22 protein-coding genes are annotated in these 15,335 nt (G+C 67.2%); 19 read left to right on the top strand and 3 right to left on the bottom strand.

All coding sequences use genetic code 11. The features are described 5' to 3' along the window. Nucleotides 1–171 precede the first annotated feature (171 nt). The 13 genes from motA (at nt 172) to CA833_RS03765 (ending at nt 9,728) form a co-directional block, all read left to right on the top strand. A complete protein-coding gene (gene motA / locus CA833_RS03825; RefSeq protein WP_142632187.1) occupies nt 172–1,056 on the top strand; it encodes a flagellar motor stator protein MotA in 885 nt (294 codons plus the stop codon). After that, nucleotides 1,040–1,348, top strand: a complete 309-nt coding sequence (locus CA833_RS03820; protein WP_207079288.1) for an STAS domain-containing protein — start codon at nt 1,040–1,042, stop codon at nt 1,346–1,348. Before motA ends, CA833_RS03820 begins: the two co-directional genes overlap by 17 nt. Further along, entirely contained in the window at nt 1,345–1,710 is a 366-nt protein-coding gene (locus CA833_RS03815; protein WP_142632189.1) for a response regulator, read from the top strand. The genes CA833_RS03820 and CA833_RS03815 overlap by 4 nt, the downstream gene beginning before the upstream one ends. Further along, nucleotides 1,707–3,920, top strand: a complete 2,214-nt coding sequence (locus CA833_RS03810) for a chemotaxis protein CheA (protein WP_207079287.1) — start codon at nt 1,707–1,709, stop codon at nt 3,918–3,920. The genes CA833_RS03815 and CA833_RS03810 overlap by 4 nt, the downstream gene beginning before the upstream one ends. Next, on the top strand, nt 3,917–4,408 hold the full coding sequence (locus tag CA833_RS03805; RefSeq protein ID WP_142632191.1) for a chemotaxis protein CheW: 492 nt from the start codon (nt 3,917–3,919) through the stop codon (nt 4,406–4,408). The genes CA833_RS03810 and CA833_RS03805 overlap by 4 nt, the downstream gene beginning before the upstream one ends. After that, on the top strand, nt 4,405–5,283 hold the full coding sequence (locus CA833_RS03800) for a protein-glutamate O-methyltransferase CheR (protein WP_242526256.1): 879 nt from the start codon (nt 4,405–4,407) through the stop codon (nt 5,281–5,283). Before CA833_RS03805 ends, CA833_RS03800 begins: the two co-directional genes overlap by 4 nt. After that, nucleotides 5,280–6,341, top strand: coding sequence for a chemotaxis response regulator protein-glutamate methylesterase (locus CA833_RS03795; protein ID WP_207079286.1), 1,062 nt, complete (start codon nt 5,280–5,282; stop codon nt 6,339–6,341). Before CA833_RS03800 ends, CA833_RS03795 begins: the two co-directional genes overlap by 4 nt. 15 nt (nt 6,342–6,356) lie before the next feature. Continuing rightward, nucleotides 6,357–6,746 carry a response regulator gene (locus CA833_RS03790; RefSeq protein ID WP_185928663.1) on the top strand — a complete coding sequence of 130 codons (390 nt, stop codon included), beginning with the start codon at nt 6,357–6,359 and terminating at the stop codon, nt 6,744–6,746. A 5-nt stretch (nt 6,747–6,751) separates the two neighbouring features. After that, nucleotides 6,752–7,282: a chemotaxis protein CheD gene (locus tag CA833_RS03785; RefSeq protein ID WP_142632193.1), complete on the top strand. Its 531-nt coding sequence runs from the start codon at nt 6,752–6,754 to the stop codon at nt 7,280–7,282. 83 nt (nt 7,283–7,365) lie between these two features. Beyond that, the gene (locus CA833_RS03780) at nt 7,366–7,641 is read left to right on the top strand and encodes a hypothetical protein (protein WP_142637344.1); all 276 of its coding nucleotides are present in this window, start codon (nt 7,366–7,368) and stop codon (nt 7,639–7,641) included. A gap of 11 nt (nt 7,642–7,652) precedes the next feature. Then, nucleotides 7,653–8,513: a flagellar motor protein MotB gene (locus CA833_RS03775; RefSeq protein WP_142632194.1), complete on the top strand. Its 861-nt coding sequence runs from the start codon at nt 7,653–7,655 to the stop codon at nt 8,511–8,513. 56 nt (nt 8,514–8,569) lie between these two features. After that, a complete protein-coding gene (locus tag CA833_RS03770; RefSeq protein ID WP_312846157.1) occupies nt 8,570–9,007 on the top strand; it encodes a hypothetical protein in 438 nt (145 codons plus the stop codon). Nucleotides 9,008–9,038: 31 nt separating this feature from the next. Further along, nucleotides 9,039–9,728 (top strand): PilZ domain-containing protein, encoded by a 690-nt coding sequence (locus CA833_RS03765; RefSeq protein WP_207079285.1) that lies wholly within the window; start codon nt 9,039–9,041, stop codon nt 9,726–9,728. 17 nt (nt 9,729–9,745) lie between these two features. On the opposite strand, the gene fliP is transcribed toward CA833_RS03765, so the two are convergent. Genes fliP through CA833_RS03750 form a run of 3 tightly spaced genes read right to left on the bottom strand, consistent with a single transcriptional unit; the run spans nt 9,746 to nt 11,070 of the window. Then, nucleotides 9,746–10,528, bottom strand: coding sequence for a flagellar type III secretion system pore protein FliP (gene fliP, locus CA833_RS03760; RefSeq protein WP_207079284.1), 783 nt, complete (start codon nt 10,526–10,528; stop codon nt 9,746–9,748). Next, nucleotides 10,525–10,830, bottom strand: a complete 306-nt coding sequence (locus CA833_RS03755; RefSeq protein ID WP_207079283.1) for a flagellar biosynthetic protein FliO — start codon at nt 10,828–10,830, stop codon at nt 10,525–10,527. Before CA833_RS03755 ends, fliP begins: the two co-directional genes overlap by 4 nt. A 3-nt stretch (nt 10,831–10,833) precedes the next feature. Beyond that, on the bottom strand, nt 10,834–11,070 hold the full coding sequence (locus CA833_RS03750; protein WP_142632197.1) for a FliM/FliN family flagellar motor switch protein: 237 nt from the start codon (nt 11,068–11,070) through the stop codon (nt 10,834–10,836). A gap of 117 nt (nt 11,071–11,187) precedes the next feature. Between CA833_RS03750 and flgC the strand changes: the two genes are divergently transcribed. From flgC to CA833_RS03720, 6 genes are all read left to right on the top strand, one after another. Next, nucleotides 11,188–11,595 carry a flagellar basal body rod protein FlgC gene (flgC, locus tag CA833_RS03745; RefSeq protein ID WP_142632198.1) on the top strand — a complete coding sequence of 136 codons (408 nt, stop codon included), beginning with the start codon at nt 11,188–11,190 and terminating at the stop codon, nt 11,593–11,595. A gap of 11 nt (nt 11,596–11,606) precedes the next feature. Then, a complete protein-coding gene (locus CA833_RS03740) occupies nt 11,607–11,933 on the top strand; it encodes a flagellar hook-basal body complex protein FliE (RefSeq protein ID WP_142632199.1) in 327 nt (108 codons plus the stop codon). Between the two features lie 32 nt (nt 11,934–11,965). Beyond that, nucleotides 11,966–12,229 carry a flagellar biosynthetic protein FliQ gene (locus tag CA833_RS03735; RefSeq protein WP_142632200.1) on the top strand — a complete coding sequence of 88 codons (264 nt, stop codon included), beginning with the start codon at nt 11,966–11,968 and terminating at the stop codon, nt 12,227–12,229. 11 nt (nt 12,230–12,240) lie between these two features. Continuing rightward, complete coding sequence (gene fliR, locus CA833_RS03730; protein ID WP_142632201.1) at nt 12,241–13,008, top strand: flagellar biosynthetic protein FliR; 768 nt, start codon at nt 12,241–12,243, stop codon at nt 13,006–13,008. A gap of 4 nt (nt 13,009–13,012) precedes the next feature. Continuing rightward, complete coding sequence (flhB, locus tag CA833_RS03725) at nt 13,013–14,125, top strand: flagellar biosynthesis protein FlhB (protein WP_207079282.1); 1,113 nt, start codon at nt 13,013–13,015, stop codon at nt 14,123–14,125. A 115-nt stretch (nt 14,126–14,240) separates the two neighbouring features. Continuing rightward, a complete protein-coding gene (locus tag CA833_RS03720; RefSeq protein ID WP_207079935.1) occupies nt 14,241–15,326 on the top strand; it encodes a flagellar basal body P-ring protein FlgI in 1,086 nt (361 codons plus the stop codon). The last annotated feature ends 9 nt before the right edge of the window (nt 15,327–15,335 follow it).

The following is a 15,335-nucleotide window of genomic DNA, read 5'->3' as shown; positions in this document are numbered from 1 at the left end:
GGAGGCGGACGCGGAGCGCGCATGGACTGCGTTCGGGCGCCCACTCTCTGCAAAAAGCGCTGCCGTGAATCCGGGGCATGCGATCTTCGTCCTATAATCACGGCAAGGGCTCCGTGGCTGTCACCACGCCGCCGCAAGCCGTTACGCCATCCACCATTCGCGGACCCAGTCATGCTCAATGCCATCGGCCTCATCGTCATCCTGCTGTGCGTATTCGGCAGCTTCCTGATGTCGGGCGGCAACATCATGGTCATCTTCCATGCCCTGCCGCATGAAATGCTGGCCATTGCGGGGGCCGCCGTCGGCGCCTTCATCCTCGGCAACTCGATGCAGACGGTGAAGAAGACCTGGAAGGGCGTGGTCCGCGTGTTCAAGGGTTCGCGCTGGAACGAGGGCGACTTCCGCGACCTGCTGGCGCTGCTGTTCATGCTGCTGGCGACGTTCCGCAAGAGCGGCGCCAACGCGCTTGAACCGCATCTCGACAAGCCGGAGGAAAGCGAGCTGTTCCAGCGCTATCCGCGCCTGCTGGAGGACCACGACCTGATCGAGTTCACGTGCGACTACTTGCGCATGATGACAGTCAACTTCGAGGATCCGCACCAGCTCGCCGAAGCGATGGAAGGCGATATCGAGCGCCACCATTCCGAGGAACTGGCCCCGCAGCACTCGCTGCAGATGATGGCCGACGGCCTGCCGGCGCTCGGCATCGTCGCCGCCGTGCTCGGCGTCATCAAGACGATGAGCTCGATCGATCAGCCGACCGAGATTCTGGGGGCGATGATCGGTGGCGCGCTGGTCGGCACCTTCCTCGGCGTTCTGCTCGCCTACTGTCTGGTCGGTCCGATCGCGCAGAAGCTGCAGCAGATCATCGATTCCGATTTCAAGCCCTACCTGATCGTGAAGACCGCGATCATCGGCCACGCCCAGGGCCAGCCCACCGAAGTCGCCATCGAACTGGCGCGCCGCATGACCCCGTCGCCCTATGCGCCCTCGTTCTCGCAGCTCGAGACCGCGCTCGACGAAGTGAAGGACCAGCTTAATGCCAAGCCTGCCTGAAGGCGCGAGCGGCGAAGGTCCGCTCGTCCTGCCCACACATGCCTCCACCGTCACTGCCGAGAACTTGCGCGACCGGCTGGTCGCGGCGGTCGGCGCCATCGAGATCGATGCCGGCGAAGTGGAATCGGTCGGGCAGGCGGTGCTCCAACTGCTGCTTGCCGCCCGTAACGAGGCGGCGTCGAGCGACCGCCCGTTCGCCATCGTCAATCCCAGCAGGGCCTTCGTCGACCGCGTCCGCGCCTGCGGGCTGGCGGCGTCGCTGGGGCTCGTTGAAGAGGAATTTACCGCGTGAGCAAACTGATCCTGACTGTCGATGATTCCGCCACGATCCGCATGCTGCTCAAGGCATCGCTGACCGCGCAGGGCTTCCGCATCGAGAGCGCCAACGATGGCGAGCATGGGCTGGAGCGCATGCACGAAGTGAAGCCCGACCTGCTGATCACCGACATCAACATGCCCAAGATGGACGGCTTCGAGCTGATCGAGGCGGTCCGCAAGACCGCCGAGTTCAAGGGCACGCCGATCCTGGTGCTGTCGACCGAGTTCTCGGACGAGAAGAAGACCCGCGCCCGTGAGGCGGGCGCCACCGGCTGGATCACCAAGCCGTTCGACGCCGATCGCCTGGGGGCGGCCATCCGCCGCGTGTGCCCGTGAGCGACGAACTCGACGAAATCCAGGCGATCTTCTTCGAGGAGTGCGTCGAGGGTCTGGCGGTGGCCGAGGAAGGCCTGTCCGCCATGGCCGCGGGCGACACTTCGGCCAGCGTGATCGCCGGCGTGTTCCGCGCCGTCCACTCGATCAAGGGCGGCTCGGGCGCTTTCGGCCACACCGCGCTGCTCGGCTTCTCGCACCGTTTCGAGAACGTCCTCGACGAAGTGCGCGCCGAACGCATCGCGCCGACACCCGAAGTGACGCAGTGCCTGCTGGGCGCCTTCGACATTCTCTCGGACCATGTATCCGCCGCGCAGCACGGGGCGGATGCGCCGGACGACGGCCACATGCTGGAACAGCTCGACGCGATTCTCGCAGGTGGCGGCGCCCCGGCTGCCGCACCGGAGCCTGAGCCTGTCGCGGCTGCGCCGGTGGAAGCGGATGAATTCGGCTTCACCCCGGTCGCGGTTGTCGACCTCGACTTCGGCGGCGATGCCGATCCCTTCGGTTTCGAGCCGGTTGCCGTGGCGCTCGACGATTTCGATGCGGGCGAGCCTGCCGGCTGGACGGTGCGTTTCGGTCCCTCGCGCGGGGCCATGGCCAATGGCGCCGAGCCGCTGCTGGTGATCCGCGAACTGGAATCGATGGGCGGCGAAGTGACCGCCGTCGATACCGAGGCGCTGCCGCCGCTGGCCGAGCTCGACCCCGAGGACAGCTACTTCGTCTGGACGGTGGCGTTGCCCGCCAGTGTCGACGAGCGCGACATCCGCGACTGCTTCGACTTCGTGGCGCCGGATTCGCTGATCGAGGTCACGCAGGCGCAAGTGGCCGCGCCGGCACCGGTCGAAGCGGCTGCTCCCGCTGCTGCCGAGCCGGAGGAAATTCCCTTCGAGCCGATCGCGGTGGTTTTTGACGACGTGGTCGTGCCGCTGCCGGTCGAACCGGCACCCGCTGCCGCTGCGCCTGCGGCCAAGAAGGTCGAGGCGGCCAAGGTCGAGGCGGCCAAGCCCGAGGCCAAGCATGCCGTCGAGGTGGCTCAGACGATCCGCGTCGACCTTGGCAAGCTGGACCAGCTGCTCAACCTTGTCGGCGAACTCGTGATCCGCGGCTCGATCCTGTCGGACCGTCTGTCGCCCGCCGACCAGGAGCGTGTCGAACTGCCGGAGCTGTCGCGCCTCACGCGCCAGATCCAGGACAACGTGATGTCGCTGCGCGCACAGCCGATCAAGCAGGCGTTCTCGCGCGTGCCCCGCATGCTGCGCGACCTTTCGGCCGAGACCGGCAAGAAGGTGATCCTCGAGACCACCGGCGAGATGACCGAAGTCGACAAGGGCGTGATCGAGAAGATCGGCGATCCGCTGACGCACATGATCCGCAACGCGGTCGATCACGGTATCGAGAGCCCCGAGGACCGCATTGCCGCGGGCAAGTCGCCCGAGGGCACGATCTATCTTTCCGCCGAGCAGAAGGGTGGCCGGATCCTCGTGAAGGTGCGGGACGACGGGCGCGGCATCAACCGCGAGCGCGTGCGCGCCATCGCGGTGACGCGCGGCATCATCGCCGCGGATGCCCAGCTTTCCGACGAGGAGATCGACAGCCTGATCTGCGCGCCGGGCTTCTCGACCGCCGAGACGATCTCGAACATTTCCGGACGCGGTGTCGGCATGGACGTGGTCCGCTCCAACGTCGAGGCGCTGGGCGGGCGACTGGAAATCGTCTCGGTGCCGGGTGAGGGCACGACCTTCTCGATGGCGCTGCCGCTCACGCTCGCCATTCTCGACGGCATGATCGTGCGCCTGGGCGACCAGCGCTTCGTGGTGCCGCTCGCCAACGTGATCGAGACCGTCCAGCCCGAACCGGGCCAGGTCCAGGCGACGTCGCCGACCTCCGAGGTGATCGAACTGCGCGGCCAGTACCTGCCGGTACGCCGGGTGGGCGAGATGTTCGGCATGCGCTCCGAGCGCCCGGCCGAGGACTCGCTGGTGATCATCGTCGAGAGCGAGACGGCGGGCCACGTCGGCCTGATGGTCGACACCATCGACAACCGCCGCGAGGTCGTCCTCAAGAGCCTGGAGGACAACCTCCACCCGATCCGGGGCCTGGGCGGCGCGACGATCCTGGGTGACGGCGCCATCGCGCTGATCTTCGACGTGGACGCGCTGGTCGCGACCGGCGGCGCTTCCAAATTTGCACTGAAAGGACTGGCGGCATGAGCACTGAAGCGATTGCTAACGACGAACGCAAGATCGTGACCTTCACGCTGGGCAACCAGCTGTTCGGCATCGAGATGGCCTCGCTCATCGAGATCCGTGAATGGGAAGCGCCGACGCCGCTTCCCAGCGTGCCCTCCTATGTGCTGGGCGTTGCCAACTTGCGCGGTTCGGTGATCCCGATCGTCGGCCTGTCCGAGCGGCTGGGCTGGGAGCCTAGCGTGCTCCATGCGCGCTCCTGCGTGCTGGTGGTCACCATCGGCGGCCGCAACGCCGGTTTCCTGGTCGACGAGGTGCAGGACATCGTCTCGATCAAGGGCAGCGAGATCCAGCCGGCGCCGGATACCGAAGTCAACGACCAGAGCGCCATCGCGGGTCTCGTCAAGATCGAGCGCCGCACCTCGGACGCCTCGAACCAGGAGGCCATGTGCCTGCTGCTGGACCTCGATGCGCTCAGCCTGACGCGCCATATCCCGGAACTGGCTGCGTGAGCACTTCGGCCGCCTCTGCCGGCACGCTCGCGGCGAATGCGGAACTGCGCCCGGCGCAGTTCCAGGAGATCGCCGCGATCATGCAGCGCGAGGCACGCATCCACCTGGTCGAAGCCAAGACGACGCTGGTGCATTCCCGCCTCAGCCGCCGTCTGCGCGAACACGGGCTCACCAGCTTTGCCGACTACGTCTCGCTGGTGCAGCGCGATGCGCAGGAGCGCCACGCCATGGTCGTGGCGCTGACCACCAACCACACGCACTTCTTCCGCGAGGCGCACCACTTCGATCATCTGCGCAGCCATGTCCTGCCGCAGTTGCAGGAGCGGGCGCGCCGGGGCGAGAAAGTGCGCATCTGGTCGGCCGGCTGCTCCAGCGGCGAGGAAGTCTACACCATCGCCATGTGCCTGGCGGGCGAAAGCCCGGCAAGCGCGGCCTGGCTCGACAAGGGCGACGTGCGCCTGCTGGCGACCGACATCTCGCCCCCGGTGGTCCAGGCGGTGTCGCAGGCGACCTATCCCGACAGCGCGGTGGAGCCGATCCCGGCGGGCTACCGCCAGCGTTGGCTCAAGCCGGCGGGGACGGGATACCACGTGATCGCCGAAACGCTGCGCAAGCTGGTGGCCGCGCGTGTGCTCAACCTCTTCGACCAATGGCCGATGCGCCAGAAGTATGACGTGATTTTCTGCCGTAACGTGATGATCTATTTCGACGATACCGCCAAGGCCGAGCTGGAGGCGCGTCTGGTCGACATGCTCCAGCCCGGCGGCACGCTCTACATCGGCCATTCCGAGCGCCTGATCGGACCCGCCGCCACCCGCATGAAGCCGGTCGCCCAGACCGCCTATGCGCGGATCGACGGGGCAGGTGCGGCATGACCGATCCTGCAAACGAGAAGGTCCGCGTTGTCGTCGTCGACGACAGCGCGGCGATGCGGGCGCTGCTGACCAAGCTGCTCAACCACGATCCGCTGATCGAGGTGGTCGGCCAGGCACCGGAACCCCATGCCGCGCGCGAGATGATCAAGGCGCTCAATCCCGATGTCGTGACGCTCGACGTCGAGATGCCGGGCATGGACGGGCTGTCGTTCCTGGAACGCATCATGCGGCTTCGCCCGATGCCGGTGGTCATGTGCTCGACGCTGACCGCGCGCGGCACCGAGGCGACCATCGAGGCGCTGCGCCTCGGCGCGGTGGACTGCATCGCCAAGCCCTCCGGCAATCCGCTGGAGATCGCGCAGGACGGTGCGCTGCTGCGCAAGATGGTGCGCACCGCGGCACGTTCCTCGGTCCGCGCGGCGGCGGCCCGTCCGGCGGCGCCGCGTCCCGGACAGGTTGCGGCCACGCCCGCACCCTCGGCAGGCCCGCTGCGCGACGTCGTCATTGCCATCGGCGCCTCCACCGGCGGCGTCGAGGCCCTGTTTTCGATCATCGGCGCGCTGCCGGTCGATTGTCCGCCGGTGCTGGTGGTCCAGCACATGCCGGCGATCTTCACCGGCGGCTTTGCCGCGCGGCTCGACCGCGAGGCGCGTGTCAGCGTGGTCGAGGCCAAGGACGGCATGACCCTCAAGCGGGGCACGGTCTACCTCGCCCCCGGCGGCAGCCATCACATGGAACTGGTCGGCGGTACCAGCGGCCATGTGCGGCTGATCGAGGGCGAGCCGGTGTCCGGCCATCGTCCTTCGGTGGACGTGCTGTTCCGCTCGGTTTCCGCGCTCGGCTCGCGCGCTGTGGGGGTGATCCTCACCGGCATGGGGTCGGACGGGGCGGAGGGCCTGCTGCAGATGCGCACCGCCGGTGCGCGGACGATGGGGCAGAGCCGGGACACATGCGTGGTCTACGGAATGCCGCGTGCCGCCTTCGAGCGGGGCGCGGTCGAAAAGGAAGTGAATTTGTCGGCACTCCCCGAGGCGATCCTCGGGGCTTGCCGGCGGTAATTTGGAGCGGGTCTCATGCCGGCAGCGGCTGCAATCAAGGTAATGGTGGTCGACGACCAGACGAGCATGCGCGCGATGATCCGTCGCGCTCTGCAGGATCTGGGTTTCAAGGACATTCGCGACAAGGGCTCGGCAACCGAAGCGCTTGCCGCGGTCAAGTCGGACCGGGTGCATCTGATCATCTCGGACTACAACATGCCCGAGATGGACGGCCTCGAGTTTCTCGAGGCGGTGCGCAAGGATGACGTGATCGGCAAGACCGTGTTCATCATGCTCACCGGTTCGGCCGACAAGGAAGTCGTCCAGAAGGCGGCGGCGCTCGGCGTCAACAACTACGTGGTCAAGCCGTTTGCCCCGGCCGCGCTCAAGGAAAAGATCGAGCGCGTCTTCGGGGAGCTGGTCTGACCGCCATGCGCCGCGTTCCCATCGTCCAGGGCGAATATCATGTCGCCGTGCAGGGCGGGGTGGTCATTTCCACCCTGCTGGGCTCGTGCGTAGCCGCCTGCATCCAGGACCCGGTGGCGCGCGTGGGCGGGATGAACCATTTCCTGCTGGGTGAACCGGGCAGCGACAGCCCGGTCACGCCGGCGGAAATGCAGCGTTACGGCGTCCACGCGATGGAACTGCTGATCAACGCGCTGATGCAGCGCGGGGCCCAGCGCTCCCGCCTGCGGGGACACCTTTACGGCGGCGCGAACATCGTCGCCGGGCTTGGCGGCATCGGCACCAAGAACGGCGAGTTCGCCCGCAACTTCCTGCGCACCGAGGGCATTCCCGTGGATCACTGCGATCTCGGCGGCACCCAGGCGCGCAAGGTAGAATTCATGCCGTACGAAGGGCGTGTGCGGTCGATGCTGGTCAAGGACCAGCCCCTGCCGCCGATCGTCCGGCCGGCGCCGGTCGCCGCGCCGCAGCATACCGGCGAACTCGAACTGTTCTGACCGTCGAGGTCATGGGCGGTGCGAGCCATAACGAACACAGGGGAAGCGACACAGTGACGATACAGTTGGATAGCGGTGGCACCATGGAAAGCTACGGGGCCGCGCTGTGCCAGGCGATCGCCGGTGAAATGCGCGTCGCCCGCGAATTGCTGGAGCAACTCGCCGGCGTGCTGGTTTCCGACGAACGCTTCGTGGCCGATTACCTCGACCAGCTCCAGGCCTTCGACCTCATTGTCCAGCACGTCGACGAGACGGCGGACCTGCTCGACCGGATGGCGGGGGGGTCGGCGATCGGCGAGGCACTGGGGCAGGTGCGGCTCAACGTCATGCAGGCGCGCCTGCGCGCCGCGCTCGACTGAGGAGAGCTTCGGTGGCGGGCAACGGCGATGCGACGATCATCATCCGCAAGGTCAGGAAGAAGGCGCACGGCGCGCACCATGGCGGTGCGTGGAAGGTGGCCTATGCCGACTTCGTGACCGCGATGATGGCCTTCTTCATGCTGCTCTGGCTGCTCGCCAACCCGGACAAGCAGCAGCTCAAGGGCCTGGCCGAATACTTCTCGCCGGCGGCCGACCGCGATGCGGTGCCGACCGCGCTGACCCAGACCCCCGGTCCGCAGCCGGGCCTTGGCGGCCATACCCGCAAGGCCCAGGCCGAGGACGTGAAGGCGGTGGGCGAGCCTTCCGCCGAATCCGGCGTCAAGGGCGCGGCGCGCGGCGGCACTGCCGATGTGCCCGAGGCGGCGCTCAGGATCATGGCGCAGCAATTGCAGCTGCAGATCGAGCCGCCGATCGACACCGCCCAGGGCAAGCGCAACCTCGATGTCGAGGAAACCCGCGACGGACTGCGCATCCATCTCGTCGACAGTGCCGAGCGTTCGATGTTCAAGGGCGGGACCGCCCAGCTCAATCCCTATGCGCGGGATCTCCTCGCCAGGGTCGCGCGCAAGCTTGCCGGCACCGGCGCGCAAGTGGCGATCGAGGGACACACCGATTCCACCGGCGGCCAGAGCGATGCCAACTGGATGCTCTCGGCCCAGCGCGCGCTGGCGGCGCGTGCGGCGATGGTCGAGGCGGGCCTGCCGACCGACCGTTTTGCCGAAGTCGTGGCCAAGGCCGCGACCGAGCCGGTCTATCCCGACCGGCCCGACCGGCCCGAGAACCGCCGCATCACCATCGTCGTGATGGCGCAGCGCTCGGCGCTGCCGCAAGACGCCAGCTTCCGCTTCTGACCGGGGCGGGCTTTGCCAATGATGTCATCCATGAATTTGCCAATCGGGAGCATAACGTGATCCGAAAGATCATGATCGGGCTCGCCGCGCTTGTCGGCGGCTGCGCGATCGGCGGGGGCGGAGCCTATGCCGTCGTCACGTATGCGCCGCAGTTCCTGCCCCACGCGCCCAAGCGTCCGGCGGAGACCGAATTCGTGCCGACCGGCACGATGCTGGCGCCGCTGACGTTCGCGGACGGGCGGCTTTCGGGCTATGTCTCGTTCGAATGCCAGCTGGAAGTGCCCAAGGGCAGCGCGGCAAAAGTGACCGCGCAGCTGCCGGTCCTGCTGAACGCCGTCAACATGCGCAGCTACCGCCAGCCGCTCGCCAGCGGGCGCGATGGCATGATCCCCAATCTGGAGCTGTTCCGCCGGCTGGTCATGGATGCGGCACGCGAGGTCTACGGGCCCGGTTTCGTGCAGCGTGCGGTGATCACCCAGGCCGCGCCGATCTGATACCAAGCCCCCCGCAAGGACCACCTGACCCATGTCGTTGCCGCCATCGCTGCGCTCCGAACGCGCCGTCGACGCTTTCCTCGACGAGTTCGAATTTTCTGCCGAGGGAGGCGCGGACGAACCCTTGCGCGGACTGCAGCCGCGTGCGCCGCGCGTCACCACGATCCTGCTGATCGGCAAGCTGGCCGCGCAGGACCGCGAGACGCTGTGCCGCGTGCGCAATATCTCGGCGACCGGGATGATGGCCGAAGTCCACGGCAGCTTCATCGTCGAGGAAGCGGTCGAAGTCACGCTCAAGGCAGGCGATACCCTGAGCGGTACCGTGCGCTGGAACCGCGCGGGCCGCATCGGTGTCGCCTTCGACCACCCGGTCGACGTGCCCGAACTGCTGGCCCATGCGGCGATGCGCAGCGGCGCCGAGGGGGTTGCGCGCGGTCCCCGCTTCACCGCCGATTGTCCGGCGGCGCTGCTGGTGACCGGTTATCGCCATCCGGCGCGGCTGGTCGACATCTCGCAGGGCGGCGCGCGCCTCACCGTCGCGAACGCGATGCCGCGCGACCAGTTGCTCGGTATTTCGATCCCCGGCCTCGGCGAGCGCGAGGCCGCCGTGCGCTGGGTTGGCAACAATGCCTGCGGCCTGGTGTTCCTCGAGCCGATCGCGTTTGCCGATCTGGGGCCATGGCTGATCGACACGCGGGCGCGTTTTGCCAACCAGGTATGACTCCCCGAGGGCCCGGCTCACCCCGGCCCTCCGAAACTCTTGACCAGCGATCCCGCCACCAGGGCCCAGCCGTCGACCAGCACGAAAAAGATGATCTTCATCGGCAGCGAGACGGTCGCAGGCGGCAGCATCATCATGCCCATCGCCATCAGCACGGCGGCCACGGCAAGGTCGATGACCAGGAACGGCAGCAGCAGCAGGAAGCCGATCTCGAAGGCGCGGCGCAGTTCCGAGATCATGAAGGCGGGCATCAGCGTCGACATCGGGATCGCCTCGCGCGAGGCGGGAACCTTGCCGGAAAGCGAGACGAACAGCTTCAGGTCCTCGTCGCGCACTTGCTTGAGCATGAAAGTGTGAAACGGCTTGGAGGCGGCATCGAGCGCCTGGGTCTCGTTGATCCGGCCCTGGTTGTAGGGGACCATGGCTTCCTTCCAGGCGGTGTCGAACGTCGGCGCCATGACAAAGAAGCTGAGGAACAGCGCGAGGCTGATGACCACCGGGTTGGGCGGCACGCCCTGCACGCCGAGCCCCGAACGCAGCAGCGAGAGCGCGCAGACGATACGGGTGAACGAGGTGATCGTCATCAGGATGCCGGGGGCAAGGCTGAGCACCGTCATCATCAGCACGAGCTGGATCACCCGGCCGGACACTGCCCCGCTGCCGCCTGCGCCTCCCAGGCCGCCGAGCGCGTCGGGCGCGGCCGCCGCCTTGGCCATGGCGAAATCGGGGGCGAGCGCCAGCAGCGCCGCTCCGCCCAGCGCTGCGGCAAGCGCGAGGCGCCTGGTGGTCACGGGGCTCATTCTGCGGTTTCCTTGATGGGGGCGCTGTCCAGCAGGACCACGCCTTCGGGCGCGATCAGCAGGCTGATGTCCTTGTTGTCGCTGCGGATCATCACGACCGAGCGGCGCGGGTCGATGGCCAGCCGCTCGACCAGTTCGAGGCGGCGCACCGAGGTGCGATCGCCCAGCCGGGCGCCCAGCCCGGCCAGCCATTTCTGCGGCATGCGAAGGTCGTAGCGGCGCACCGTCCAGAGCGCGCCGACCAGCAGACCGAGCACCACGGCCAGCGCACCCAGGGTGCGCAGCACGGCGAGGAACTCCATCGCTCAGCTCTCGCCGCGCTGCACGACCTTGGTGATCTCGAGCGACATGTGCTCGCCGTTCACCAGGATCTTGCCTTCGGCCACCAATTCGTCGTTCACGTAGACGCGGGTGGGATCGTTGTGCCCGCAATCGAGCGGGATCATCGCGCCGCGGCTCATGTTGAGCACCTGGCGGATGGGAATGCTGGTCGAACCCAGCACGATCGACAGGTCGATGGGAATGCCTTCGAGGACGGACATCGGGAGTTTCCTTTCGCCCTCGTTATAGGAAATAAAATATAGGAGTGATCCGAACTAGGCAAAAAATGCCTATAAGGAACCTGTCTGCTGCATCGAGCAGAGGGGGGACCTACCTTTATGGAATTGGATAATTCGATCGCGGTTTCGGCGTCGGGCCTGCGTGCGCAGTCGCTGCGCATGCGCGTGATCGCGGAGAACCTTGCCAACTCGGATTCCGTGGCGACCACGGCAGGCGGCGATCCCTACCGCCGCCGGGTCTCGACTTTCGCGGCGGAAGTCGACCGCGCGACCGGCGCCACCAAGGTGTCGGTCAAGTCGATCGACGGCGACCAGAGCCAGTTCACCCGCGTCTACCAGCCGGGCAGTCCGGCCGCCGATGCACAGGGCTATATCGAGCAGCCCAACGTCAATCCGCTGATCGAGGCGGCCGACATGAAGGCCGCGCAGCGTTCCTACGAAGCCAACCTCAATGCCATCGAATCCGCGCGCGGCATGACCATGCGCACGATCGACCTGCTCAAGTAAGGATCTGACCCATGGCTATCGGAGCCCTCGACGCCGCGTCCGCCTATGGCCGCGCGCTCAAGACCACTGCGCCTTCGTTCGGCACCACCGACGATGCCGCATCGCCCGCTGCCGGTAACGGTTCCAGCTTCGGTTCGATGATCGAATCGATGGTCGGCGACGCCGCCACCGCGCTCCACACCGCCGAAAGCGAAAGCGCCAAGCAGGTGGCCGGCAAGGGTGACCTGATCGACGTCGTCACCGCCATCGGCGCGGCCGAGACCGCGCTCGACACCGTGGTTTCGGTGCGCGACCGCGTGGTCAGCGCCTATTCCGAAATCATGCGGATGCAGATCTAGTCCGGGCCGTCGCGCGCAAAGGATAGAGTGTCATGGACTCCGCTTCCGCCATCGAGCTGGCGCGTTCGGCGCTGGTGCTGGTCCTGACGATCGTCGGGCCGATGCTGATCGCCTCGCTGATCGTCGGCGTCTTGGTCGGCCTGCTTCAGGCCCTGACGCAAGTGCAGGAAATGACGCTCACGTTCGTGCCCAAGCTGCTGGTGCTGGGGGTTGTCCTGCTGCTCTCGCTGCCGATGATCGGCCATGCGCTGTCCAATTTCATGGAGCGCATTTCCGACATCATCATCGCTGGTTAGGCGCGGGCTGGATGGACACCGCGATCCTGGCCGCGCTGCCGGTCGATGCGGCGACGTTCCTGGTGCTGTTCACCCGGATCGGCGCGGTGATCATGCTGCTGCCTGCCTTCTCCGAGGAATCGGTGCCCGCGCAGATCCGGCTGATGATGGCGCTGGGCATGACGGTGGGTCTTTACGGCCTGCTCGCCCCGCGCGTCGCCCCGCTGGTGCAGGGCGGTGACCTGGCGATGATGACCTTCACCGAAATGCTGGTCGGCCTCGCCTTCGGGACGATCATCAAGATCCTGTTCAGCGCGGTCGCCATTGCCGGGTCGATGGTGACGCAGCAGATCGGGCTGTCCTCGGCGCTGGTGGCCGACCCATCGCTTGGCGGCCAGTCGCCGCTGCTGGCCCGTCTGTTCGGGATCGCGGCGGTGATCGTCTGCATGGCGCTGGGGGTCCATCACCTGTGGATCGCCGGCATGGTCCAGTCCTACACGATCTTCCCGGTCGGCGGCATGCCGCCGGTGGCCGACTTCGCGCAGCTTGCGGTGCACGTGACCGGGCAGGCGCTGGCGCTGGGCGTGAGCCTTTCGGCGCCGCTGATCCTCTACGGCGCGCTGTTCAATCTCGGGCTGGGGCTGGCCGCGCGCGTGGCGCCGCAGATCCAGGTCTTTTTCATCACCCAGCCGCTCAACCTCATGCTTGGCCTGGCCGTGGTGAGCGTGGTCATGGGCAGCATCCTCACCGCCTTTGCCGCCGCCATGACCAGCTTCATGCAGTCCGGCTGGAGTTTCTGATCCCATGGCCGAGACCGACAAGGACCAGAAGACCGAACAGCCCACCTCCAAGCGCCTCGAGGACGCGGCGAACAAGGGGCAGGTCGCCAGCTCGACCGAGATGCGCCATGCGGCGATGCTCTCGGGCGCGCTGATCGTGACCGGCGGGCTGGGCGCCAGCGCCTTTGCCGCGCTCTCGCCGATGCTGGTGCGGCTCTGGGGCAATGCCGAGGATTTCCGCCTCGATGCGCGCGGCACCCAGAACCTGATGACCGGCCTTGCCGAACATTTCGTGCTGTCGCTGCTGCCGGTCTTCGGCGTGCTGATCGCCTGCGCCCTGGCCATCGGTTTCCTGCAGGGCCGCTTTGTCATCAGCTGGACCCGGCTGGCGCCCAAGTGGTCCAAGTTCAATCCCGTCGCCGGGCTCGGGCGCATCTACGGCAAGCGCGCGTTTGTCGAGTTTGCCAAGACGCTGGCCAAGTTCCTCGGCATCGCGACGGTCGTCTTTACCGTGCTGAGGCCGCGCATGGTCGGGCTCGACCTGCTGGTCGGCTATGCCCCCGGCGCGCTGGCCCATGCGGCCGGGTCGCTGGTGTTCGAGGCGGTGCGCGCGGCGGCGATGTCGGTCGGGGTGCTGGCGCTGGCCGACTATTTCTACCAGCACCGCGCCTTCATGCAGCGCATGCGCATGAGCCGCCAGGAAGTGAAGGACGAGTACAAGCAGAGCGAGGGTGACCCCAAGATCAAGGGGAAGATCCGCCAGATCCAGATGCAGCGTGCGCGCAGCCGGATGATGGCGGCCGTGCCCACCGCCAGCGTGATCGTCACCAATCCGACGCACTATGCCGTCGCGCTCAAGTATGACCATGGCCAGATGGCGGCACCGCTGGTCGTCGCCAAGGGCGTCGATGCCATCGCGCTCAGGATCCGCGAGATCGCCGCCGAGGCCAACGTGCCGATCGTCGAGAGCCCGCCGCTGGCGCGCGCGCTGTTCGCCTCGGCCGAGATCGACCGGCCGATCCCGATCGAACATTACGCCGCTGTCGCCGAGATCATCGGCTACGTCATGCGCCTCGCCCGCCGCAAGGGGGGCGCGGGGGGCGGAGCCGGGGGCGGCACGCGGATCGCGATACCATGATTACCCGCCAAAAAGGCTTTCGGCCGTCCCCTTCGGTCCCCTCCATTTTCCTATAAGGACTGTGATGAAGATGTCCCTGAAATCGAGGAAGCGCCCCTCGCTTGCCGCCCTGACGATGGCGGCGGCGAGCGTGCTTGCGCTCACCGTGCCGGGCACCGCCTTCGCGGACCCGCAACCGCGCATCAAGGACATCGTCGATGTCGAGAACGTGCGTCCGAACCAGCTCGTGGGCTACGGCCTCGTCGTCGGCCTCCAGGGCACCGGCGACCGCATCCGCAATGTGCCGTTCACCGAAGAGACGCTCCAGGCGATGCTGGAACGCATGGGCGTGAACATTCGCGGCGACCAGATGCTGACGCAGAACGTCGCGGCCGTCTCGGTGACCGCGACGATGCCGCCCTTCGCGCGCGCGGGGTCGACCATCGACGTGCAGGTCTCGGCCATGGGCGATGCCTCCAGCCTTCAGGGCGGCATCCTGCTGGTCTCCTCGCTGCGCGCGCTCGACGGCGAGATCTATGCGGTGGCGCAAGGGCCGGTGGCGGTCTCGGGCTTCAAGGCGCAGGGCGCGGCGGCAAGGATCAGCCGCGGGGTGATGACCACCGCGCGGATCGCGGGCGGCGGCATCATCGAACGCGAAGTGCCTTATGACTTGCGCTCGGCCCAGAACCTCAAGCTGGCACTCAAGAATCCCGACTTCACGACCGCGCAGCGCATCGCCGCGCGGATCAACGGCGAAGGCACCGGCATGGCCGAAGTGCTGGACCCCGCGACCGTGCAGATCACCCCGCGCGGCGGCAACGTGATCGAGATGGTCACCCGCATCGAGAACCTCACCGTCCCGGTCGACCAGCCCGCGCGTATCGTCATCAACGAGGCGGCAGGGACCGTGGTCATGGGCGCGGACGTGCGGGTCAGCCCGGTGGCGATCGCCCAGGGCGGCCTGACCATCAGCGTGACCGAAACGCCGGTCGTCTCGCAGCCGGGGCCGCTTTCGAACGGGCAGACCACCACGGTGCCGCGCACGCGGATCCAGGCGGATGACGGCAGCGGCGCTTCGCTGGCGCTGCTGACGCAGGGCACGTCGCTGCAGACGCTGGTGTCCGGGCTCAACGCGCTCGGCGTCAGCCCGCGCGATCTCATCACCATTCTCCAGGCGCTCAAGAGCGCCGGGGCGCTTCAGGCGGAAATCACGGTTCAGTAAGGAGCGGCA

The organism is Novosphingobium sp. KA1, from assembly GCF_017309955.1.
Taxonomy (GTDB): Bacteria; Pseudomonadota; Alphaproteobacteria; order Sphingomonadales; family Sphingomonadaceae; genus Novosphingobium.
The sequence above is the reverse complement of the archived record's forward strand: the minus strand, read 5'-3'. Positions and strand labels throughout refer to the sequence as shown.